Source organism: Streptomyces sp. NPDC031121 (assembly GCF_055570615.1).
In genome coordinates, this window is sequence record NZ_JBVIGV010000003.1 from 484,762 (window position 1) to 507,745 (window position 22,984).

General features: G+C 73.1%; 15 protein-coding genes. 6 read left to right on the forward strand and 9 right to left on the reverse strand.

What is annotated here, in order from left to right; translation table 11 throughout:
* The first annotated feature begins 102 nt into the window (after nt 1–102).
* On the forward strand, nt 103–930 hold the full coding sequence (locus ACZ462_RS07815) for a restriction endonuclease (protein ID WP_467806789.1): 828 nt from the start codon (nt 103–105) through the stop codon (nt 928–930).
* 9 nt (nt 931–939) lie between these two features.
* On the opposite strand, the gene ACZ462_RS07820 is transcribed toward ACZ462_RS07815, so the two are convergent.
* Entirely contained in the window at nt 940–3,519 is a 2,580-nt protein-coding gene (locus tag ACZ462_RS07820) for a PIG-L family deacetylase (protein WP_467806791.1), read from the reverse strand.
* A 1,278-nt stretch (nt 3,520–4,797) separates the two neighbouring features.
* Here ACZ462_RS07820 and ACZ462_RS07825 point away from each other — a divergent pair.
* Entirely contained in the window at nt 4,798–7,785 is a 2,988-nt protein-coding gene (locus ACZ462_RS07825) for a bifunctional [glutamine synthetase] adenylyltransferase/[glutamine synthetase]-adenylyl-L-tyrosine phosphorylase (RefSeq protein WP_467806792.1), read from the forward strand.
* Between the two features lie 1,194 nt (nt 7,786–8,979).
* Here ACZ462_RS07825 and ACZ462_RS07830 read toward each other — a convergent pair.
* From ACZ462_RS07830 to ACZ462_RS07840, 3 genes are read right to left on the reverse strand one after another with little or no spacing between them, the layout of a single operon-like run.
* The gene (locus ACZ462_RS07830) at nt 8,980–13,650 is read right to left on the reverse strand and encodes a putative T7SS-secreted protein (RefSeq protein ID WP_467806794.1); all 4,671 of its coding nucleotides are present in this window, start codon (nt 13,648–13,650) and stop codon (nt 8,980–8,982) included.
* Entirely contained in the window at nt 13,650–14,288 is a 639-nt protein-coding gene (locus ACZ462_RS07835) for a hypothetical protein (protein ID WP_467806795.1), read from the reverse strand. The genes ACZ462_RS07830 and ACZ462_RS07835 overlap by 1 nt, the downstream gene beginning before the upstream one ends.
* Nucleotides 14,285–14,719 (reverse strand): hypothetical protein, encoded by a 435-nt coding sequence (locus tag ACZ462_RS07840; protein ID WP_467806797.1) that lies wholly within the window; start codon nt 14,717–14,719, stop codon nt 14,285–14,287. Before ACZ462_RS07840 ends, ACZ462_RS07835 begins: the two co-directional genes overlap by 4 nt.
* A 171-nt stretch (nt 14,720–14,890) precedes the next feature.
* Here ACZ462_RS07840 and ACZ462_RS07845 point away from each other — a divergent pair, with 171 nt between their 5' ends.
* The gene (locus ACZ462_RS07845) at nt 14,891–15,433 is read left to right on the forward strand and encodes a S1 RNA-binding domain-containing protein (protein ID WP_467806799.1); all 543 of its coding nucleotides are present in this window, start codon (nt 14,891–14,893) and stop codon (nt 15,431–15,433) included.
* A gap of 1 nt (nt 15,434) precedes the next feature.
* Here the strand turns inward: ACZ462_RS07845 and ACZ462_RS07850 are convergent, their stop codons facing one another.
* Complete coding sequence (locus ACZ462_RS07850) at nt 15,435–16,310, reverse strand: AraC family transcriptional regulator (RefSeq protein ID WP_467806801.1); 876 nt, start codon at nt 16,308–16,310, stop codon at nt 15,435–15,437.
* Nucleotides 16,311–16,522: 212 nt separating this feature from the next.
* Between ACZ462_RS07850 and ACZ462_RS07855 the strand changes: the two genes are divergently transcribed.
* Together ACZ462_RS07855 and ACZ462_RS07860 are read left to right on the forward strand one after the other, a co-directional pair.
* Nucleotides 16,523–18,529, forward strand: coding sequence for an eCIS core domain-containing protein (locus ACZ462_RS07855; RefSeq protein ID WP_467806802.1), 2,007 nt, complete (start codon nt 16,523–16,525; stop codon nt 18,527–18,529).
* Nucleotides 18,526–19,200 (forward strand): hypothetical protein, encoded by a 675-nt coding sequence (locus tag ACZ462_RS07860; RefSeq protein ID WP_467806804.1) that lies wholly within the window; start codon nt 18,526–18,528, stop codon nt 19,198–19,200. Before ACZ462_RS07855 ends, ACZ462_RS07860 begins: the two co-directional genes overlap by 4 nt.
* 253 nt (nt 19,201–19,453) lie before the next feature.
* On the opposite strand, the gene ACZ462_RS07865 is transcribed toward ACZ462_RS07860, so the two are convergent.
* Together ACZ462_RS07865 and ACZ462_RS07870 are read right to left on the reverse strand one after the other, a co-directional pair.
* Complete coding sequence (locus ACZ462_RS07865; RefSeq protein WP_467806805.1) at nt 19,454–20,092, reverse strand: flavin reductase family protein; 639 nt, start codon at nt 20,090–20,092, stop codon at nt 19,454–19,456.
* Nucleotides 20,093–20,249: 157 nt separating this feature from the next.
* On the reverse strand, nt 20,250–20,873 hold the full coding sequence (locus tag ACZ462_RS07870) for a TetR/AcrR family transcriptional regulator (RefSeq protein ID WP_467806807.1): 624 nt from the start codon (nt 20,871–20,873) through the stop codon (nt 20,250–20,252).
* 89 nt (nt 20,874–20,962) lie between these two features.
* On the opposite strand from ACZ462_RS07870, the gene ACZ462_RS07875 reads away from it, so the two are divergent.
* On the forward strand, nt 20,963–21,403 hold the full coding sequence (locus ACZ462_RS07875; protein ID WP_467806808.1) for a DUF4345 domain-containing protein: 441 nt from the start codon (nt 20,963–20,965) through the stop codon (nt 21,401–21,403).
* Between the two features lie 4 nt (nt 21,404–21,407).
* Here ACZ462_RS07875 and ACZ462_RS07880 read toward each other — a convergent pair whose 3' ends face one another.
* Nucleotides 21,408–22,265, reverse strand: a complete 858-nt coding sequence (locus tag ACZ462_RS07880) for a helix-turn-helix domain-containing protein (RefSeq protein ID WP_467806810.1) — start codon at nt 22,263–22,265, stop codon at nt 21,408–21,410.
* A 200-nt stretch (nt 22,266–22,465) separates the two neighbouring features.
* On the reverse strand, nt 22,466–22,933 hold the full coding sequence (locus ACZ462_RS07885; protein ID WP_467806812.1) for an ATP-binding protein: 468 nt from the start codon (nt 22,931–22,933) through the stop codon (nt 22,466–22,468).
* Between the last annotated feature and the right edge of the window lie 51 nt (nt 22,934–22,984).

Genomic DNA, 22,984 nt, shown 5'->3' on the forward strand with positions numbered 1-22,984 from the left:
GTCGGCGGGACCCGCAGCCCCGTGCACCCCGGCGGGGCGGCGACGGTGTCGGTGGGGGCGCTTAGGGTTTCCCGGGGTTGGCGGGGTGTCGGGGAGGCGGGCGTGGGGCGGGGCAGGCCGGAGTTTCCGTACGGGGTGGTCGCCGGGTTGAGGCTGTGGCTGATCGTGCTCGGGACGCTCGCGGTGCCCGTGCTCGACAACCTGGCCGGCGGGGCGATGCGGATCCAGGACGTGTCCGCCGCGCTGACGCTGGGTCTGCTGCTCGCCTTGCCCGTCGAATTCGCCGCCCGCACCGCGCACCGGCGCCGGGTGCGGCGCTACGAGGAGGAGACCAGCTGCCTGCGTGCGGAGGCGGATCGGCTCCGGGAGCGGGAGAAGAGCCTGGAGGCCGAGCTGCGGCGGCGCAAGGAGCTGCTGCGTCGTGCGCGGGTGCGGGAGAAGGAGGCGCAGCTGCTGCTGCAGCGGAAGGCGTGGGAGGCGGGGGTCGAGGCCGGCCAGAGGGCCCGCAAGGCGGAGTACAGCCCCGACGCCCGTGAGGTGGACGGGGCGTCGCCCGCCGGGTTCGAGGAGATCGTGCGCCGTCTGCTGGAGCGGGACGGCCTGCGGGCCGAGGTCGTCGGCGGCCGCGGGGACCAGGCAGTCGACGTGCTCGCGGTCGACGCCGCCGGCCGCAGACTCGCGGTGCAGTGCAAGCACACCGTCGGCGGCCGCAGGGTCGGTGCCGAGGTGCTGTACCGGATCAACGGGACGGCCGGGCCCGTGTACGGGGCCGCGCAGTCGATGGTCGTGACGAACGGGTCGTTCACCCGTGACGCCGCCGCCTGGGGGGAACGGCACGGGATCCTGCTGGTCGACCGGGACGCGCTGCTCGGGTGGGCGGAGGACGCCGACCACGTGTGCCGGGTCGTGGCGCTCGCACCGCCGTACTGAGCGCGGGCGTCACGGCTGCGGCTGTCCCGTGTTGCTCGGGCCTACCGGCTGCCAGGGGGTCAGGTAGGCCTTCGGGGTGTCCGGGGAGGACGTGACGTACAGGCGGGCGTCGAGGCCGACCACCGCCAGGTTGACCGTGGTGCCGTTGCCCGTGACGGCGGCCGAGGGGTCGCCCACGAAGAGGAGGGGGGAGCGTTCCCAGGGGCGGCCCTCGCCGAGTTCGGAGCCGAGGTGGCCGCCGGCCGAGCGGGCCGCCAGGACGTGGCCGCCTGCGGCGACCGCGCCGAAGCCCTGGAGGCCGCCCAGGTCGGTGAGGCCGCGGACCGCGGGTGCGCCGTCGGGGGTGGTCGTCGCCAGGGCGGTGCGGACGTCGCCCGAGCCCGGTGTGCGGAGCCACAGGCGCACTCCGCCCTCGCGGGCGTCCGCCGTGAGGGGCAGGGCCGTCTGAGGGAGGCCCGTCGGGGTCGGCGGGCCCAGGGGGGCGCCCGGGGCCGGCTGGGCCCAGGCCGTCACCGAGGCCGCGGTCGCCGCGAAGACCATGCGCCGGCCCGCCGCGTCGGCGGCCGCCACCGGGGTGCCGAGCAGGCCGGAGCCGCCGTGCGCCTCCCAGGGGCCCCAGGTGCCGTCCGCCCGCTGCTCGCGGCCGCGGAGGGTGTGGCCGCCGTCGCGTACGTACGCCGCGAGCCGGCCCGCGCCGTCCACGGAGACCGCGGGCGCGCTGATGTCGGAGGTGCGGTCCGCGTCGGACGCCTCCGGGGTGCCCAGCGACTCCCAGGCGCCGAACTCCGTTGCGCCGGGGGTGCGTTGGACGGCGTACACGACCTCGCGCCGGTAGTCCGACGGCCGCTCCCCGAGCGTGGTGCGCGTCGCGAACGCCGCGATCCGCCCGTCCGGGAGGGTGACCGTGGACACGCCCGGGTCCATGCCGGTGCCCGGCAGCAGGTGCGGCCCGCTCCACGGGCCGAGCGGGCCGGTGCGGTGCCAGAGGGCGACCTGGCCGTCGAGGACCTGGAACGCCCACAGGCCGTGCTGCCGGTCGGAGGCCAGCCAGGAGGTGCCGGAGCCGCGGGCGTGGTTGATGGACGAGGTCCAGTTGTTGCCCGCGGGGTGGTCCGCGACCTTGAGGTCGCCGCAGCCGGCGCTGCTGCCGCAGTGGTTCTCCCGGTCCACCCAGGCGTAGACATCCATGATGTCCAGCTTGTCCGCTGAAGTCTGCGGGTCGAGGGTGCCGGGCAGGGAGCCGTTGGAGTAGCCGACGTAGTTCTGCACGGCGAAGTGCGGCCGGTCCTTGACCTCGGCCGCGTACGCGGCGAGCGCCGCCTGGGCGAAGCGGGCGCCGTAGAAGTGGTCCTGGTGGTCGGTGAACCGCCCGGTGGCGGGCGCACGGCCGGGGGTGGGGTCCTGGGCGCGGACGGTCGTCGGCCGGTAGTGGTCGAGTATGCCGACGAGGGTGCGGACGAGGTCGTCGCGGGAGTACGCGTACGGCTCGGTGACGGGGCTGCCGGAGGCCAGTACGGATTCCAGGCGGGACACCTTGCCGTCCCAGAGGCCGCGCAGGCTGTCGGGGACCTCGGCGTGAACGGTGCCGGCCTCGCGGAGCTGCAGCCAGACGAGGTGGACGTCGGGGCGGGCGACGAGGACGTCGACCTCGGCGCGGCCCCCGCCGCGGGTGGCGACGGAGGTCCGCTTCCACGCGCCGGCGCGGTCGCCGGTGGCCATCTTGGCGTAGGCGGCGCGGATGCCGTTCTGGCGGGCCTCGGCATAGGCGCGCTTGTCGGGGCGGGCGGACGCGCGCCCGGCGGCCCCGGCATTGACGCCGTCGGCCTCGCCGGAGGTCAGGTAGACGGACGTGACGCTGTGGCCGGCGCCGGCGGATATGGAGTGCCGCAGCTCCGGGTTCATGAAGTACAGGTCGTCGTCGGGGTGGGCGACGATCTGCACGACGCGTCCGGGGTCGGGCGCGGCCGCGGGTACGGCCGGGGCCTTGGCCGCCGAGGGGGCGGCGGGGGCGGTGGCGAGGCCGGTGAGGGCTTCGTTGCCGCGGAGCAGGAGCATCGTGCCGGCGGCGACGGCTGCGCAGAACCCGACGGCCTTGACGACGCGGCGCCCGAGGCGGCGCGCGGCGGCTTGGGCTTGGGCTTCGGCGTGGGCTTCGGTGTGGGCGTCTGCTGTCGCCGCGGCCGCGGGGTCTGCGGTGGCCGCGGCCGGGGTGGCGGGCTGCCGCGGGCCGGGAACGGCTCGGCCGCGCCGCCAACCCGTGGGACGGCCGCCGGGCCGCTGCACGGGGATGCCGGGAGGCCCCGGCGTCGCCGGGTCGGCCGCCTCGGCGGAGGCGGAGCCTGCGCCGTCTGCCGCCGGGTCGTCGGGGTGCGGGGCTGCGCCGCTGCCGAACGCGTCGTCGGGGGCCCCGTGGGCGTGCTCGGGGGACGGAATCCGCTGGCCCGGTATGTCCGTTGTGCTGGATATGCCCTGCGGGTGGCCGGGCCCGACCCGGGCAGCATCGAGGGGCCGGGCCTCGGACTCGCCGACCCCGGGCGCGTACTCGCCCGGCAGCCCGTCGACCTCCCGACCCGGACCCTGCCCGGACACCCGCGCCGGCGCCTGACCGGGCAGCCCGCCCGGAGCCTTCTCGGCCCCCGGGTGCGGCCGGGCGCCCTCGGGGCCCGGGGCGGCGTACGGGTACGGCGGCGCGGGCGGCTGCGCCTCGGTCCTGCGTGGTGATCCGGCTTGCGGGGGCAGGCCGCGGCCGCCCTCGGGGCGCGGGCCCGGGAGGGGGTGCGGCCGGGGGGTCTCCGGGGTCGGGACGGTGTCATGGTGCGGGCCCGCGGGCGGCTGGGCCTCGGTCCTGCGTGGTGATCCGGCTTGCGGGGGCAGGCCGCGGCCGCCCTCGGGGCGCGGACCCTGTACGGGGTGCAGCCGGGGGGCTTCCGGGGTCGGGGCGGTGTGCAGGTGCGGGCCTGCGAGGGGCTGCGGCCCGCGCTGCGATCCGGCCTGCCGGGGCAGGCCTTGGCCGCCCTCGGGGCGCGGGCCCGGGATCGGTTGCGGGGGTGCCAGAAGCTGGGACTGCGGGTGTGATTCTGCTCGCAGCCGGGGGCGGCCGGTCGCGGGGCGGGGGCCCGAGTGTGCGTACGGGCCGGGATGCTGGGATACGGGCTGCCCCGGCTGGGAGCCGGGGCGCGGGGGCAGGGTTCGGCCGCCCTCCGGGCGGGGGGCCGGGATCGGGGGCCCGGAGGGCGGTGGCGTCTGCCGCCCGGCAGTCCCCGTCGCGCTGGCCCCGGCCGTCCCCGTCGCGCCGGCCCCGGCAGTCCCCGTCGCGCCGGCCCCGGCCGTCGCTTGCGCGCCGGCCCCGGCCGTCTCCACAGCGCCGGACCCGGGCGTATCCGTCGCGCCTGCCCCGGGCGTTGTGGCTTTGGTCACCCGGATTCCGGTCTCGGGCCCGGTCCCGGCCGCTGCGGCCGCCTCCGCCGCCCCGGCCCCCGTTCCGGCCGGCGCCGCGCCGCCCGCATGGCGGCGGCCCTGGCCGGGGTGGTGGTCGGGCATGGGGGGTCCTCTGGGGCGGGTCCGTTCGGCGGGTGTCCGCCTCCGGGGGCGGAGGCGGGCCGGTTGTCAGGGGCGGGTTGGCGCTTGGGTGCGCGCAGGCGGGTGCGGTGCCGGGGCCGGTGGCCCGGCGGCAGCGGTGTCTGTGCAGGGGGTTCGACGGGTTTCCGGCGGTCTGGCCTGCGGCATTCCTCGGATAACCCGACAATTCCGCCTCATGATACGTGCCGGGTGTGCCCGTGAGTCGAACGCCTGCTCCGGCTAGGCTCCCCTCCAAGGCATACGAGGTCAGTCGGCACAGCGGCGTGAACGTGCGCGGGAGGCAGCGGGATGACGGTCCCCGGACGCAGGAGCAGTACCTTCATGAGGCTGCTCCGCAGCGGCTTCACCGATCCGTCGGCCGCGGCCGCGCTGCTCGACGCCGACGCGCTGGCCGCCGTACGCAACGACCCGGTGCTCCTCGACGCCCTCGGCGCGACCGCCGACCCCGACCTGGCCCTGCGCGGCCTGGTCCGCCTCGCGGAGGCCGAGGACGAGCCCGGCCGACGCGTCCTCCTCGACACCCTCCTGCGGTCCAAGCCGCTGCGCGACCGCCTCCTCGGCGTCCTCGGCGCGTCCGAGGCCCTCGCCGACCACCTGGCCCGCCACCCAGCCGACTGGCACGCCCTCGAAACGTACGAGCCCGCCGACCTGCACCCCGGCCTCGCCGACTTCGAGCAGTGCCTCGCCGACGCCCACGACCCCGTACGGCTGCGCGTCGCCTACCGCCGGTGCCTGCTGTCGATCGCCGCCCGCGACGTCTGCGGCACCATCGACGTCGCCGAGACCGCCGCCGAGCTCGCCGACCTCGCCACCGCCACCCTCCGCGCCGCCCTGCGCATCGCGACCGCCGCCGCCCCCGAGGACGCCGCCCAGTGCCGCCTTGCCGTCATCGCGATGGGCAAGTGCGGCGGCAACGAGCTGAACTACGTCTCCGACGTCGACGTCATCTTCGTCGGCGACGCCGCGAACGGCGCCGACGAGTCCGCCGCCCTCCGCGCCGCGACCCGCCTCGCCTCCCACCTGATGCGGATCTGCTCCGAGACCACCGTCGAGGGCACCATCTGGCCCGTCGACGCCAACCTGCGCCCCGAGGGCCGCAACGGCCCCCTCGTCCGCACCCTCTCCTCCCACCTCGCCTACTACCAGCGCTGGGCCAAGACATGGGAGTTCCAGGCGCTCCTCAAGGCCCGCGCCGTCGCCGGCGACCCCGACCTCGGCGCCCAGTACGTCGACGCCATAACGCCGCTGGTCTGGCAGGCTGCCGAGCGGGAGAACTTCGTCGCGGACGTGCAGCACATGCGCCGCCGCGTCGTCGACAACATCCCCGTCGCCCACGTCGACCGCGAGCTCAAGCTCGGCCCCGGCGGGCTCCGCGACGTCGAGTTCGCCGTGCAGCTGCTCCAGCTCGTCCACGGCCGCAGCGACACCACCCTGCACTCCCGCACCACCCTCGACGCCCTGCACGCCCTCGCCGCCGGCGGCTACGTCGGGCGTACGGACGCCGCCCAGCTCGGCGACGCCTACCGCTTCCTGCGGGCCATGGAGCACCGCATCCAGCTGTACCGGCTGCGCCGCACCCACCTCGTCCCCGAGGACGAGGCCGACCTGCGCCGCCTCGGCCGCTCCCTCGGGCTGCGCACCGAGCCCGTCGCCGAACTGAACCGGGCCTGGCGCCGCCACGCCTCCGTGGTCCGCCGCCTCCACGAGAAGCTGTTCTACCGGCCGCTCCTCGACGCCGTCGCCCAGCTCGCCCCCGGCGAGACCCGGCTCTCCCCGCGCGCCGCCGGCCAGCGGCTGGAGGCCCTCGGGTACGCCGACCCGGCCGCCGCCCTGCGCCACCTGGAGGCCCTCGCCTCCGGCGTCACCCGCAAGGCCGCCATCCAGCGGACCCTGCTGCCGGTCATGCTGGGCTGGTTCGCCGACTCCGCCGACCCGGACGCGGGCCTGCTCAACTTCCGGAAGGTCTCCGACGCCCTCGGCAAGACCCCCTGGTACCTGCGCCTCCTGCGCGACGAGGGCGCCGCCGCCGAGAACCTGGCCCGCGTCCTGTCCGCCGGCCGCCTCGCCCCCGACCTGCTGCTGCGCGCCCCCGAGGCCGTCGCCCTCCTCGGCGACCCCGAGGGCCTCCAGCCGCGCACCCCCGACGCCCTGGAGCAGGAGGTCCTCGCCGCCGTCGGCCGCGCCGACAGCGCCGAAGCCGCCGTCACCTCCGCCCGCGGAGTGCGGCGGCGGGAGCTGTTCCGCACCGCCGCCGCCGACATCATCGGCTCGTACGGTACGGAGGACCGCCCCGCCGAGGAGGACCTCGGCGCCCTCGTCGACCGCGTCGGCCGGGCCGTCACCGACCTCACCGCCGCCACCATCGCCGGAGCCCTGCGCGCCGCCGTCCGCGACCAGTGGGGCGACACCCTCCCCACCCGGTTCGCCGTCATCGGCGTCGGCCGCTTCGGCGGCCACGAACTGGGCTACGGCTCCGACGCCGACGTCCTTTTCGTCCACGAACCCCGCGAAGGCGTCGACGAACAGGAGGCCGCGAAGGCCGCCCAGGCCGTCATCGCCGAGATGCGCCGGCTCCTGCAGCTCCCCACCGCCGACCCGCCGCTCCTCATCGACGCCGACCTGCGCCCCGAAGGCCGCTCCGGGCCGCTGGTCCGCACCCTCGCCTCGTACGCCGCCTACTACCGCCGCTGGTCCCTCACCTGGGAGAGCCAGGCCCTGCTGCGGGCCGTGCCGGTCGCCGGCGACCCCGACCTCGGCCGCCGCTTCATCGACCTGATCGACCCGCTGCGCTACCCGGCCGAGGGCCTCGGCGACGACGCGGTCCGCGAGATCCGCCGCCTGAAGGCCCGCATGGAATCCGAACGCCTGCCGCGCGGCGCCGACCCCACCCTCCACACGAAGCTGGGCCGCGGCGGACTCAGCGACGTCGAGTGGACGGTACAGCTGCTCCAGATGCGGCACGCCTGGGCCGAACCGGGCCTGCGCACCACCCGCACCCGCGAAGCCCTGGCGGCGGCCCACGCGGCCGGCCTCATCGGGACGGAGGAGGCGCAGGTTCTGGACGAGGCCTGGGTCCTGGCCTCCCGCGTCCGCAACGCGGTCATGCTGGTCCGCGGCCGCGCCGGCGACACTTTCCCGACGGAGACCCGCGAACTGGGCGCGGTCGGCCGCTACCTGGGCTACGCGGAGGGCACGGTCGGCGAAATGCTGGACGACTACCGCCGCACCACCCGCCGCGCCCGCGCCGTCGTCGACGACCTCTTCTACGGCGGGTGAGGTCTGCGTAGGGGACTCGCACCCCTCCCGATTCCGCTGAAATCGCCTCGGCAGAGTCGACCGACCTCGGGGCCCACCGATTGCTTGATGCGGTATCGGGACTACGCCCACCGTCGGCCACCTCGCCGCCCGCGCCTGGCCCGGCACTCAGCACTCATGATCTGGAGTCCGACTCTTCTCATTCGCGCCACTTGAGCGGACGCCGTCGCGGTATCTGCTGTAGCTCTCGTGGCGCTGGCCAGCACGTCGATCGCGGTGCTTGACCAGCCCAAGGAGTGACGTTTGCTCCGCACTGCACGTCGAGCTGGATGCCGACTCGCCCCGGGGAAGTGGTTGACCGCCTCGGGTTCGGACCCGGGACTGCTTCGGTGTCGGGGAAAGCGGTCCATGTAGCGGTGATCGAGTTGAGCAGCAACTGGCACATGACCGACGGCGTCACGGGCCAATGTGACGACTGGGCCGCCCCCCGGCCGGCCTGGCCACCACCCTTCACTTAAACCTTAAAATGCGCCGGGTGAAAGAGGTTCCTCAGCCGCAGTTCCGGTGCCCGAGCGGCGCTGGATGGCGAAGCTGGGCATGTCTATTACCTGCCGCATATTGTTCCGCAACGTCAGACCCGGACGCTGGGTTTATAGGCGATGGAAGTGCTGGCATGGTCGCCGCAAGTGGCAACCAACCCAGTGTGCGCCCGAACAGGACCCTTTTTATGCAACCGACTCCGGGCCCAGCGTATAGGACCACTGAACTCCTGCTCCGAATCTTACACAAAATGCATCTCTACGCTTTTATGGACGCAGACTTGTAGGACCGTAATCAGGTCGCGGAGTTCTCTGACCTGGTTTCGCGTGTCGGGATCAGAGTCGGCACCTGATAGCCAATCTGGAAGGATTTCCTCAAGGCGCCGCAGTATTCTCTCGCACTCTTCCGCGGTCAAGCTCCTTCCATGGTCATCTGGGTGATTAAGTAGCGGCTCAAGAGCCGTATTTACGTCACTCCAGGGGGTGTCTCCACCGAACCCCTGCATACTCCCCAAGGGAAAGCCCTCTGCTGAAGCTAGGCGTCTGCGAAACAAGGAAAATTCCTTGTACGAGAAGCATGCATCCGGCCCGTCGATCTCCCCGTCGCCGGGGAATAGGCACAAGCCCACTCGAATCCTCCTGATCGTTCGGCAACGTCGTAACTCGATCCGATTTCTCACTGTGCCCGCGGGAGAATCTCCCACGGAATGCCCTTTTTCTCGAACCATGAAGTAAATTTGGCCGGTATGGGATTTTCTGAAATGATGCGAAAATCAATCCCTTTTTCTCGGGCTATGGCGAGCTTTTCTCCCTCCACTCCAAGGAATTTCTCTAGCCGTTTCGGGTCGTTTAGCGTATTTTCCCAGAATTTGCCAGATTTTGCCTCGTACCACGTCCCTCGCCCTGAGGTTTCGTCGATGAATGCACCGTCAAATTGCCTAGTATTCCCGCCTGAGATCTTTCTTTCGAAGAACCCGCCTCCCCCTCCAAGGTGGTTTACTAGGAAGTCTTCATAAGAGTCGCCGGATTCCTGAGCGAGTCTGCCTCCACTGATCTCGGCGGGGGATGTGCCGTGCGGTTTGACCAGTTCTTCGGGGCATCCCTCGGGAGCCAGGCCGAGGGGGTCGGACCACGTGTGGGGGTTGTGGGGGTACGTGGCCGGGTTCGGGGCGGGGGTGAGGCCCAGGGGGTCCGGGGTGAGGTAGCGGGCGGTTTCGGGGTCGTAGGTGCGGAAGTAGTTGTGGTGGAGGCCTGATTCCGGGTCGTAGTACTGGCCCGGGAAGCGGAGCGGGGTGTAGGCCGTTGCGTCGCGGTTCCAGGTTGTGGTGCCCCACAGGGTGCTGCGGGTGTGCCACGCCGTGGTGCCGTCCTCCGCGAGGAGGTGCGTGGGGGTGCCGACCAGGTCCGTGACGATCGCGAAGAAGCGGTCGTCGACCTCGGACTGGTTGAGGTGTTCCGTCTGCGTGATCGGGTGCAGGCCCTGGTGGGTCCACGTCAGGGTGACCTGGCCGTTCGTTTCCTCGCAGAGGGTGGTGCCGTCCCACGTGAACAGGGTTTCCTCGACAACCGACCCGGTGTCCGACAGGCGCTGCTTGGCCGTGCGGCGGCCCAGCGGGTCGTAGAGGTAGCGCCAGCGGGTGCCATCCGGGGTGATCAGCCCGACCAGCTGGTCCTGCGCGTTCCACTCGTAGCGCCAGGTGTCCGGTTTGCGGGAGAGGCGGGTCTTCTGGCGGAGGGTGACGCGGCCCAAGGCGTCGTGCTCGTAGCGGATCGCGCCCGCGCGGGTGATGCGGGTGCCCGTGTACGTGCGTACGCCTTGGGCTTCCCCGCCCGGGTGGTCGGCCGGCCAGGAGGCGCTGGTCTGGTTGCCCGCGCTGTCGTAGGCGTACCGCTCGGACCAGGAGTCGGCGTCCACGGCCGTGACGCGGGCGGCCGCGTCGAGGGTGAACGTGCGCAGGCCGGTGACGGAGTCGTCGATGCCCGTCAGGTAGCCGTCGGCACGGTAGCTGTACCCGCGGCGTTGGAGGGTGCGCCCGCCCCGGCCGATCACCGACTGGGCGGTGCGGCGGCCCATGGCGTCGTACTCGTGGGTGAGGGAGAGGGACGGGTTCAGGGTGCGGGTCAGCTCCTGGCCCGCTGCGTCCCGCTCGAAGGTCAGGGTGCGGCCGGCGGTGGTGAGCGAGGCGCGGCGGCCCGCCTGGTCGTACGTCCAATGGGCTTCGGTGCCTGTGGGGGTGGTGCGGGTGGTGCGGCGGCCCAGGTCGTCGTAGGCGTACGAGAGGGTGCGGCCGTTCACCGTCTCCGACAGGAGCCGGCCCGTCTCGTCGCGGTGCCAGGTGACCGTGGCCTCGGGCGAGGACGCTTTCGCGAGGAGGTCGAACGCGTCGTACTCGTACGTGGTGGCTCGGTCTCCTGCCTCCTGGCGGATCGTCTGGCCGAGTGTGTTGTGCGTGTACGTGGTCGTCTCGCCGAGGACGTTGGTGCGGGAGGTCAGGAGGCCCGCCGCGTCGTACGCGTACGTGAGGGTGCGCCCGTCGAAGTCCGTCTCCGAGGCCAGGCGGCCGGCCGGGTCGTATGTGTAGCTCCAGGTCAGGCCCTGGGGGTTGGTGACGGCGGTGAGGTGGAGCTGGGTGTCGTGGTCGAAGGTGTGGCGGGTGCCGTCGGGGCCGGTGCGGGCGGTGAGGAGGTCGAAGTCGCCGTATTCGGAGACCGTGACGCCGCCCATCGGGTCCGTGTGGGTCAGGCAGTTGCCTTCGCCGTCGTAGGTCCAGGACTCCTCCGTGCCGTCGGCGTGCACCCGGCGCAGGAGGCGGCCCTCGACGCTCCACGTGAGGCGGGTCGTGTGGCCCAGCGGGTCCGTGATCGTGGTCGGGCGGCCGAACGCGTCGTGCGCGTACGCGGTGGTGCCGCCCAGCGGGTCGGTGGCCGAGACGATCCGTCCTGCCGGGTCGCAGTGGACCGTGGTGGTGTTGCCCAGGGCGTCCGTCACCGAGGAGAGGTGGCCGCGGATGTCGTACGCGAAGCGTGTCGTGGCGCCGGACGGGTCGGTCACCGAGGTGCGGTTGCCGTGTGCGTCGTACGTCTGGCGGACCACCCTGCTGTCCGGGCTCTCCACCAGGACGGGGAGGCCGAGTTCGTTGTACTCGGCCCGGGACCGGCGGCCGTCCGGGCGGGTCACGGTGGTCAGGCGGCCGGCCTCGTCGTAGGTGAGGCGGGTCGTGCGGCCCAGGGGGTCCGTGTGTGCGAGCAGGCGGTTGCGGCGGTCGTGTTCGAAGCGGGTGGTGGCGCCCGTCGGGTCGATCTCCGCGGTGATCTGCGCGCGGTCGTTGACGAGGAACCGTGTGCGGTTGCCGAGGGAGTCGGTGAGGGTGGTGAGGCCCGGCTCGTAGTCGAAGCGGACGTTCAGGTGGCCGTTGGTGCCCGACTGGGCGATGCAGCGGTGCTCGTCGTCGTAGACGTACGTGAAGTGGCGGTCGTTCGTGTCGGTCCAGGAGGTGATCCGGCCCAGGTCGTCGTAGCCGAAGCGGAGGGGGCGGCCGGAGGAGTTGACGACCTCCGTGAGGTGGCCGTCGGTGTAGCCGTAGCGGAGGATCTGCGTGCCGTCGCCGAGCGCGAGGCCGGTTATTCGGCCGTCCGCCGTCGTGAAGCGGACCTCGTAGCCGCCGCTGTGGGAGACGGCGGTGGGCGCGCCGGTCTCGTCGTACGCGTAGGAGAGCCAGGCGCCGTTGCGGTCGTCGAGCTGGGTCAGCAGACCGTCGTCCGTGAAGTGGCGGACCCGGCCCGTCTCGGGGTCGGTGACGGTGTAGCCGCCGTCCGACTGCCGTTCCAGCGGCCAGGGCCGGCCCAGGTGGGGGAGGACGGGGGCGCCGTCTGCCGCCGGGTGCGGGTAGCCGAGCAGGCTGCCGTCCTCGCCGACGAGGACGATGCTCTCGTCGTCGATTTCCAGCCGCTGGTCGAGCGTGCACGCCCAGGTGGGGCCGAACCAGCGGCCCAGGCGGTAGGACGACTCGAAGGTCCGGGCGAGTACCAGGGGCAGGGAGGCGGGGAGGACGAGGTCGGTCTGCGGGAGGGTCATCCGGCCCGTGGCGACGTCGACCGGGTCCTCGCGGCAGGTCTTCGCGTCACACTCCCGGGAGTTCCCGTGCGGATCCTTCTGCAGCTCGTCGGCTGCGGACGGCGTCTCCGGCCCCTTCGTGCCGTTGGGCGCCTTCGGGGACTTGGGCAGGTCGTCCGCGAGCCGGGCTGCGGTACGGGTCAGGCCCGCGCCCTTGCCGGCGAGGACCTCCGGGAAGAGGCGGCCGCCGAACTCGGACGGGTCGGCCAGGAAGGAGTCGATCAGCGGGCCGGGTATGCGTTCGGGGTGGGAGGCGTTCGAGACGAGGCCCGCCAGCGTCGTGTTGACGTGTTCGGAGTGCTCGGCCGGGTGGGTCAGGTTGTAGGGGTCGAGGGGGTTCAGGAATCCCCGGCCGAAGCTGACGGCGCCCGCCACGCCCTTGATCGCGCCGCCGAGGACGTGGGTCGCTTCGACGGCCTGGGCGCCCTGGTGGTCCATGGCGTTCGCCAGGGCCCGCTGTGCGGCCGAAGGCTTCGACGGGGCGTGCTCCACTGCCGCGTCGAAAGCCTTCTGCGCCATACGGGCCACGTCGTCGCGCTGGCTGCGGGCCGCCTTGAGGATCTCCTCGGCCCGGTCGCGGCTCGCCTTGCCCACGTCGCCGGGATCGGTCGGCCGCGGTCCGGCGTCACCGCCGGACGCGGCTGCCGTCTCGTAGGTCGTGAGGGCCTTGCGGTGGGCCGCCTTGGCATCCTCGGTGGCCTTCTTGCCCTGCCGGTACGCCTCGATCGCCAGCTGTGCCTGGGCCTGCGCCCACTCGACGATCTCCGCGTAGGCGTTCAGGGCCTGGGCTGCGGATTCACAGGCGGACGCGGCGCGCAGCCAGTCGCCCGGGTGTAGCGCGAACTTCTCGCGGAACGCGTCGGCCGCCGCGCCCTTCCACTGCCCGGTGTCCAGGGCGCGCATGCCGCCGCCGACGTTCTCGAACGCCGCCTGGAAGTCCTTCAGGTGCGCCGCCGACTCGCGGATCGCGGACGGCGAGCCGTGGACGAGTTCGTCGGCCTGCTCCGTCTCTCCGAGGTTCTGCTCGCGTACGGTGACACCCGCGCCGGAGGCGAAGCGGTCGCCCCAGTCCTCCACCTTGTCGGCGGCGTCATGGGCGCCGACGTGGTCGAGCGCGGCGCCGATGCCCTCGGTGGCCCTGTCGACCCCCTCGCCGACCGACTTCATGGCGGAGTCCCAGCCGTGCTCCGCCTTCTCCAGACCCTTGTTGACCAGGTCGCGCCAGTCCGCCATCAGTGCTCGCCCTCCGACTGCGCTGCCGGCCGGGGAGCCGGTCCGACCATGCCCTCGACGAGGGCGTCCTGCTCGTCGCCCAGCCCCGCCGCGTCGATCACCTGGTTGGACGGCAGGATGCCGGAGCTGTTCACGTCACGGATCGCGGCCTTCCACGCCTCCTTGCTGTTCGCGTCGGCGCGCGCACGCGACTCGGGGCTGTAGTCCGCGTCGCGGATCTGCGTGTAGGGGTTGTCGGCCAGGACCTCGGTCCAGCCCTTCTTGGTGATCTCGTCCTCGGAGGCGTACGGGTTGCCCATCCCGGCGTTCACGAAGATCTTGAAGGCGCCCTGGAGGTACTGGTCCTGCTCGTGGATCATGCCGGCCGACAGGCCGACGTTCACGGCGAAGGCGTTGCCCTGCTGGACCAGGGAGCGCACCCCCCACTCCCAGCGCTCGCAGAACGTCTTCATCGCGGCGGTCAGGCCGTCATGGCCCGTCTGCACACCGGTCAGGGCCAGCTTGGAGAAGCCGCGGCCCATGCTCGCGTCGCCGACCTGGCCGAGTTCGCCCAGCTCGGACAGCGCATCCGTGATGCCCTTGGCTATCTGCCCCAGGGCCTGCTTCGAGACGTCGAGGTCCTTGTCGTCCCCGCTCATGCGGCACGCTCCCCGTCGAGCGCCGCCGCCTCGGGAACGATCCCACGCACCGGCGGGAACACCGCGCCGTCCGGACCGGCGGCGTTCAGGGCCACCCCGCACGGGAAGTCCAGCGCCGGCAGCACCTCGTCCAGCAGCCGGGCACCGCTGATACGCCGGTACGGCCACTCGCGGTCTGCCTCGTCGCGCGCCACCGCGAACCGGTACAGGGCCTCCTCGTCCGAGAAGGCGCATATCCAGTCCAGACCGTGGAGTTGCGTCGTCCACGGGCCGCCCTGCTCATCCGACGGCACCAGCACGATGCCGTCCCGGAAGTCCGCGAGGCGCTGCAGCGCCGCCGCCCGCGCCACCTCGTACGCATCAACGACCGGTGCCGCAGGCCGTGTTGCGGCCTCGGAGCGCAGGACGCCCCATTCCTCGTCGAACCCCACCCCGAAGCCTTCCCGCCACCATCCGGGCTGCGCCCCCCCGCAGCCCTTTGCAATCGAACGTGATTCTGCATGATGCGCTGGTGTACGCCTGGTTTTGCTCTTCCGACACGCACAGAATCAGACAGATATGCGGAGACCCGCCCGAGCGGGCTTCCGTGTGATGATCAACGCGTGACTGAGTACTCCCGGCCTTCCGAGAGCGGTGGCTACCGGGCATTCACTGCCGCCGAGGTCTGGCCGGAGACGGTTCGGGCGCTGCCCGTCGGGTCTCCGATCACCGGTGAGGTTGTCGGCAGGCGGCCCTTCGGGGTCTTCCTCTCCATCGACGGCCGGCCCGAAGCCGCCGGACTGGCCGATATCGTCAGGATGCCCAGGTGCATGGAACTGCCGGTCGTGGGGCAGCGCGTCACCGGCACGGTCGTCTGGCACGACGAGCACAACCGCCAGGTGCGCATCTCGCTCCGCGAGTGGGCGGAGCACGAGGACCTGCTGCCCGGGTTCGTCGACCGTGTGGGTCAGACCGTCGCCGGGCGTGTCACGAAGATCGCGTCGATCGGGTACTTCGTGCGCATCGCCGACTGTGTCGAAGGGCTCGTTCCGGTGAGCGGCTCGGCGGAGGGCGTCCGCGAGGGCCAGGACGTGCGGGTGCGGGTCGTTTCCGTGGATCCGGCACGGTCCCGCGTCGTCCTGGCCGCCGCCGACGGCGGTGCCTGAGTCAGGGCGTGGTGGTGCGGCTCACCGGGATCCACAGGTGGGCCGTCGCGTGGGGCGGGTCGGAGTCCGGCGGGGTGACGCGGAGGATTTCCGGGCCCGGGCGGTACTCGTACGGGTTCGACGGCATCCAGTGGGCCGCGACGTCGGCCCACATCTGCTGGAGCGCCTGCGGGAACGGGCCCGTGTTCTCGAAGACCGCCCACGTGCCCGCCGGGCACTCCAGGACGTCCAGGTCCTCGGGCGGCGTCTCCGCTGACGTCGCCGCCGCGTGGTAGTAGTCCAGGTCGGCGCCCTCCTCGAAGCCGTCCGACACGCGGACCGTCGCCGACACCACGCCCCGCGGGTCCTGGTCGGACAGGGCCGCGATCCGCTGGAGCGTCTCCGGCGGGATGCTGCGGATGTGCTCGGCGATGTGCGGGTTGGCCCCCTCGTGGATGAGCGGGACGCGGGCCTTCCTGCCCACGATCCGGAACGCTTCCTTCTCGACGATGCGGTACCGCATGGTGCTGCTCCCTTCGACGGTGAGGCGGAAGGAGAGCCGGGGCTGGGCGTTGAGGGCCGCGCCGGTGCGCCGGGCCTCGCCGGGGCCGACGCCGTGCACGGCGCGGAACGCCCGGGCGAACGCCTCGCCCGAGCCGTAGCCCCAGCGGACGGCGATCTCCAGCAGGGACGGCGTCCCTGCCAGTACGTCGGCCCCCGCGACGGTGAGCCGCCTGCGCCGGACGTACTCCGACAGCGGCATCCCCGCCAGCGACGAGAACAGCCGCCGGAAGTGGTACTCCGACGTCGCCGTGATCCGGGCCAGTTCGGACACGTCGATCTCCCGGTCGAGGTGGTCCTCGATGTACCCCATGGCCTGGTTCAGCCGGTCCAGCACCCCCGGCCCTCCTTTCCTTTCGACCGCCACGCTAGGGAGACCCCAGCCTGCCGCACCCGACATCCCGTGCCCGTTCCGGTCGGGTGCGGGGGGTGGGGGCCGCCGCCGGCTTCCCGATCGGACTGCCGATGCTGCCCGGCGGTACCTGGTGCCGTGCGGTCCGGGCCGCGTATCCAGGAGGGGCCCGTCCGCCGCCCGTCCGTGAGGATCCGATGCGCTTCCCTACGCCCGTACCCGGCCATGACGGCGCCGTGCGCTCCGCTCCCGTGCGGAGCCCGGCCCGCAGTACGGCGCCTGCGCCGACGGGGGCCGCCGCCCTGGCCGCGCTCCAGCGCACGGCCGGCAACGCCGCCGTCGTGCAGATGCTCCGCCGGTCCGGGCACGCCTGGGCGCATGCGCAGCGGTCCGTCGCCGATCCGGGGGCGCACCGGCACGGCGCGGGCTGCGGGCACGCCGCCGAGGAGGCGCCGGCTGCGGTGCAGCGGTCCGCGGTCCACGAGGTGCTGCGGTCGGCGGGCCGGCCGCTGGAGGCGGGCGTGCGCGCCGACATGGAGGCCCGCCTGGGCGCCGACTTCGGGGACGTCCGCGTCCACGACGACTCCGCGGCCCGCCGGTCCGCCGCCGAGATCGGGGCCCGCGCGTACACCAGCGGCAGCCATGTCGTAATCGGGGAAGGCGGCGCGGACCGGCACACCCTCGCGCACGAGCTGACGCACGTCATCCAGCAGCGCCGGGGCCCCGTCGCCGGCACCGACAACGGGGCGGGCCTGAGCATCAGCGACCCGGGGGACCGCTTCGAACGCGAGGCGGAGGCCAACGCGGTGCGCGCGATGGCGTCCGTCCCGTCGCCGGTACGGGAGGCCTCTGCGGCCGCGGGGCCGCCCGCCGCGGAGGGGTCGGGCCCGGCTCCGGTGCAGCGCATGAACGCGGCCACCGCGGCTCCCGCTCCCGCCCCGCAGGGCCAGGCCCCCGCGCCTGCCGGGCCCACGCTCGACAGGATCGAGTTCGGGGGCGGCATCGCGTTGGACGGGCTTCAGCTGACGACGTGGGAGTCGGGTTTCCCCCTGACGGCGAACCTCACGTACCGCACGGCAGACACCCCGTCCGCCATCGTGGCGGTCTCCGGTCTCGGGACGTCGGCCGCGCGGGTGCAGTTGCAGGCCTGGTCCGGGAACCAGCAGGTCGGCGAATCCTCGTTCGTCGCGCCGATCGCCGGTCAGAATCTCTTCCTCATGTCCCAGCTGCGGCTGCCCGTACAGGGCGTCGGCACCGCCGTGCACGGCGTCTCGTGGAGGCTGGCGCGCGAGAACACACCCGGTCAGGGCCAGGAGATCGGCACCACCGCGCACGAGGTCCACCGCCTGTACGGCACCCCACACACGCAGGCCCGCGCCGACGCCGTCGTGGCGGCCATGGGCATGCTGGCCGGGGAGACCGACGCGCAGGCGGTGGCGACGGCACTGCGCCGTTCCCTCCGGGCGACGGTGCAGTACGACCCGTCCGACCCGATCAACGACGATCCGCTGACCGTCCTCACCGACGGGCGGGGCGTGTGCGCGGACTACGCCAACCTGCTGGTCCTCCTGGCCCAGACGGTCGGCCTGCCGGCGAACACGGTCATGGTCTGGGGCGGGTTCTTCGCGAACGACCAGATGGTGTGGGCCGGCGGTGTCGGCAACATGGTCAACCTGACCAACGTGCAGGCCCTCGACACCCGGTGGCACCCGGGCCAGGCCCAGCAGGGCTGGGATTTCCAGTACCACGCCATCGCGCGGGTCGGCGGGGTCCTGCACGACGCGGCCCTGGACCGCGAGGGGTTCGACGGCCAGGCCGTCCACGCCGGCCGGCGGGTCGCCTTCCACCGGTTCGGTCCCAACGACGTGCTGCCCGACGCGGTGCAGGGCGCCCCCTACGCGTGGCTGATCCCCCGCGAGGAGGAGACGGTGGCGGTCACCTCGCAGGACTACGGCGACCGGGCGCAGGCGGCGTTCCCGGCGCACGTCCTGGAGATCCCCCCGAACATGGCCGGGACGTACTTCGCTCCCGTGCTGACGCTGGAGGCGGGCATGCTGCCGCAGGGCCTCTCCCTGGAAGCCACCGGCATGATCACCGGGGTGCCGCGGGAAGCCGGCACGTTCTACTTCGAGGTCAAGGCGAACTCCCACGCCCCGGGCCGCGTCTTCTCGCTGACGGTGGGGGCCGCGCCATCCGCCCCGTGATCCCCGCCGACGTGATCGCCCGCGACCACCTCCCCGGCGGCCACTCCCTGGACGGCCTGGCCGTGCCGCCGCCCGTGCCCGTGCCCTCGCGGCGGTCGCTGCTCGGTGGGGCGCAGCTCGTCGTGCCTCCGCCGGAGGGGGTGCGGATCGACGGGCCCGAGGTGTTGCGGCGGGCCGCCGCCGAGCTGGCCGGGCTCCTCGGTGTCGGGTTCGGGCCGGATCCGGTGGCGTCGATGGCCCTGTACGACGCCCTGGTCTCGCCGGAGCTGCGGGAGCGGTTCTCGGCGCCCGGCTTCGCGCTGGGCTGCGACCGCCCGCGGGAGGGCGTCACCTGGCTGGCGGTGCGGCTCGGTGCCTGGCAGGTGCAGGCGTGCGGGGAGCCCGGCTTCCTGCACTGCGTGTCGTTCCACCGGCCGTGGGAGGGCCGGGAGCAGGCGGGCGGGCTGCGGGCGCTGCTCGCGGAGGCGGCCCCCGCCCTGGACACCGCCGGGCTGCGGGACGTCACGCGGGCCTACGCGCACGGGCTGTTCGACGAGGCCTGGTCGGCGCCGGAGCTCCGGCTCCGCTGCGGCTTCCGGCAGACCCTCCGGACGGACGGCTCCGCGGCCGGACCGGCGTACGTCCTCCGGGTGGACGCGGGTCCGGGCTGCCGTGAGTGGCCGGGCCCGTGAGCCGCGCCTGCCGGCCGCCCCCCCCGGGGGTGTGTTCCCGTGTGTTCGGCGAGGGGGCGATCAGGAGGACGCGGCGGCCGTCCGGCCGGGAGCGTGGGTCAGTAACGAGCAAGCGGCTCGGCTTCCTGTGGCCGGGTGATCCGTCGCGGCGGCCCTGTCGCAGCCCGTGGGGTTGCGGTGGGGGTCTGCCCACCGGGTGCGCGGGCGGCCTGCAGTCTGGCGAGGCGGGGGAGGCTGGGCGCCGGATGCCTGCTCAGACAGTCGTCGACTGGAGTTGGTGCGGCATGTTCCAGCCCTCGGCGAGTCTCGACGGGTGAACGTTGCGTCCCCCGCCGAAGAACTCGCAGAACTTCATGATCAGCGGGTCCCAGCCGAGCGGGTCCACGTAGCGCGTCCCCGGGATGACCAGGTCCTCCTCGACATGGGCGCGAAGGACCTCGACCTCGAAGGCGGTGGCGTGCGGTTCGAGACCGCCGAAAGGATGGACCGAGACGACCCTGCATTCCAGCTGGACCGGGCACTCCGCAACCCTGGGGGCCCGGACCAGGTCTGATGCCTGTTCGGTCAGCCGTGCGGTCGAGAACTTGTCCGGCTCGTGCCGGTACCCCTGCTTCACCTTGTAGTCCGGCACGGCCGGCTTCCCGGTGGTGAGCGCGATCCGGTCGACGGCATCGACCATCGCCGACGAGGGCAGGTTGAGCACGCACTCGCCCTCCCGCAGCAGGTTCGCGGTGGTTTGGGCGTCGTCGCCGAGACCGAGCATGCAGGACTGGCCCAGCCACCACGCCGAGGACATCGGCATCAGGTTCGACGTGCCGTCCTCGTTGAGTGAACTGATCAGCACCACCGGAGTTCCGAAGTACAGGACCTTGAGCCCGGGGACGACGTGCATGCGCTGCGCCTTTCGCGGAGTGCCAGACGGACGGGCTCGCGATCAGGAACACGAACCATCGCCGACTCTCCCGTGGGCGGACCCACCGACGCTGGCGGAAATGCGACCTCGCGTTTGGGACGAGTGGAACGGTCCCCCGATGCCAGGCCGGCGTTGATCACCAGGAGGCGGCCGTCTCGGGGAGTCCGGAGGGGAGGAGGGGGCGGAGTGCGCCGACGACGGCGCCGATGCAGGCGTCGCGCAGTTCGGTGCGGTGGCAGGTCTCCCGGTCGAGCCAGTCCACGCAGAGGACCTGGACGAACACCAGCCACGCCTTGAGCACGGCGGACACGGCGTCGCGGGTGCGGTCGTCGGCCAGGGGGAGGACGTCGAGCAGGCGCGAGCGGAGGGCGTCCAGCTCGTTCGTCATGATCGTCTGGATGACCGGGTCGCCGGCGAGCACACGGTTCGCGGCGAGTACGGCGTGGCGGTTGGCGATGAAGTAGTCGAGGTGGGCGTCGAGGCCCTGGGCGAGCTGCTCGACGAGGGTGGCCCCGGGGTCGAGGCGCGTGGCCGCGAGGAGCTGGTCGGCGGCCTGCCGGTAGACGGCGGCGAAGAGGGCGTGCTTGCTCGGGAAGTGGCGGTAGAGCAGGGCGCGCGAGACGCCTGCCTCGCGGGCGACTTCCTCCATCGTGACGTCGTCGTACGGGTGGGCCGCGAAGGAGCGGGCGCCGACGGCGAGGAGTTGGGCGCGGCGTTCGGCCGGGTCGAGGCGCCGGCGGGGGAGGGAGTGGGGAGGCACGCCCCCAGGTTAGTTGACATGTGTCTACTGGTGGCTTCTCATCGTTGGTAGACGGATGTCAACCAAAAGCGGGACGGGGTGGCTTGCGCATGGCCGGGGTACTGCGGGGATCCGCGTGGGTGATGGGGATCGCGTGCGTGGGGATCGGGCTGCTGCACGTGCTCGGCGGCAACGCCGCGATTCCGGGCGAGGGGGACGCCGGTGCCACCGTCGACAGCCTGGGCCGCTTCCTCGGCGCGATCTTCGCCGGGTACGGGCTCGCCTGGATCTGGGCGGCCCGGCAGTCGCCGGTCCCGGCGGCCGCGGTGAGGTGGCTGGCCGCGGTGTTCCTGCTCGGTGGTGCGGGGCGGCTGCTGTCCCTGGCGGTGCACGGCCGGCCGCACTGGTTCCAGCTCGTGCTGACGGTGGTCGAGCTGGTGCTGCCGCCCCTCTGGTTCTGGCTCGCCCCGGCCGACGAGCGTGCGGCGGCGACTGCGGCCGCGCCGCGGACCGGTGCGGGCGCGGCCGTCCGGCCCCCGGCCGAAGCCTGACGCGTCAGGCGGCCGCGCGGCGGCGGGTGCAGGGCGGGCATTCCCCCGGGGTGGGGGAGCGGTGGGCCTTGTCGCAGGTCGGGCAGGTGCGGAGGGGGTGTACCACCCGGTCGGGACGCGCCGCGCCGATCGGCAGGGCCGTGGGCAGGCGGGCGGGCGCCAGTTCGCGGATGCGGTGGAGCAGCAGCCCGTACGGGGAGTGGATCGGCGCGAGCGGCAGCCCGTTGGTGAGGGAGGCGCTGACGGCGGCCACGGGAAGCCCCTGGTCCAGCCACTCCGACACGGCGGGCGCGAGGCGCTCCACGTCCCGGTTCGAGAGGACCAGTCGCGGGTCGCGCAGGCGGAGCCGAGCCAGCAGGTCGTACGCCTCCGGCCGCGCGGGCCGTGCCTCCGGTTCCGGGTCGGGCTCTTCCTCCTCGTCGGCGGCGGGGGTCGGCTCCGGTGCCGGGGCGGCCTCCTGCGGGTGGGCCGCTACGGGTTTCAGGGGTGCGGCCTCGCGGGCGGCGCGGGCCTCCTCCCGCAGGGCGGGCGGGTTGTTGTACGACTCCGTGCAGGTCACGACCCGCCCCGACGCCGCGCGCTGCTGGTGGCGGCGCAGGTAGCCGTGGTGCTCCAACTCCCGCATGGCGGCGGCGATGCGCACCTCGCCCTCCGGGAAACGCCCGGCCAGGCCCTTGATGGTGACCCGGGCGCCGCTGGGCAGCGACTGGATGTGCACGGCCAGGCCGATCGCCGTCAGGCTCAATTTGCGGTGCTGGGCGAGGTGGTTGCCCACCTTGACGTACCGCCGGGTGTGATCGCGGTTGATGTGCCGGATGCCCGCCGTGGGGCACGCGGGCGCGCTAGGCTGCTGGTCAGCCATGGGGAAGGGCTCACTTCCACTGTGGTCAGGCCCTCGGTTCGGGATGGCAGTCCCGGTCGAGGGCCGTTCGCGTTTCTGGGGTTGTGGGGAAATCGTGCACCGGGAATTGGCGGGTCCGCCAGGGGGGTTTGGGTGATTCACCCGACCGGGTGAGAGGGGGAGGGGGGAGGTTGGGTGAGGTCGTTTTACCTCCGGTTATTTCATTTAGGGTCGTGCGCCACCGGAACCCAGTCCACCGGGACGTGAGAACCTCGATCCGGTGAAAGCGGACCGCCGAAATCCATTTCCGCCCAGACCGTCTTCAGTGGAACCGGCCCCCGCTCGACGCCCCACCGCGAGGCGAGCGCGGACACCAGCAGCAGCCCCCGTCCGGACTCTGCCGCCGCGTCGGGAACGGCCGGTTCGCACCGCGGGGCCGCCTCGGCGCGCGTGTCCGACACCTCGATACGGAGCGTAGGCCCGGGCCCCGTCCGCAGCCGCAGCCGGAACCCGCGCCCCGGCACCCTCCCGTGCGTCACCGCGTTCGCGGCCAGCTCGGCGACGACCTGCGCGGCGTCCGCGAACGGAAGTCGATGTTCCAGCAGTTGGGAGACGGTGAGGGCACGTGCGGCGCGAGCGCCGCGCGGGGTCGCCGGGAGGGTCGCGACGAGGGAGATTTCCTGATTCACGTGACTCAGCGTGGCCGCCCCTGCGTAACCTGAACAGTGCCGAGGCGGCTG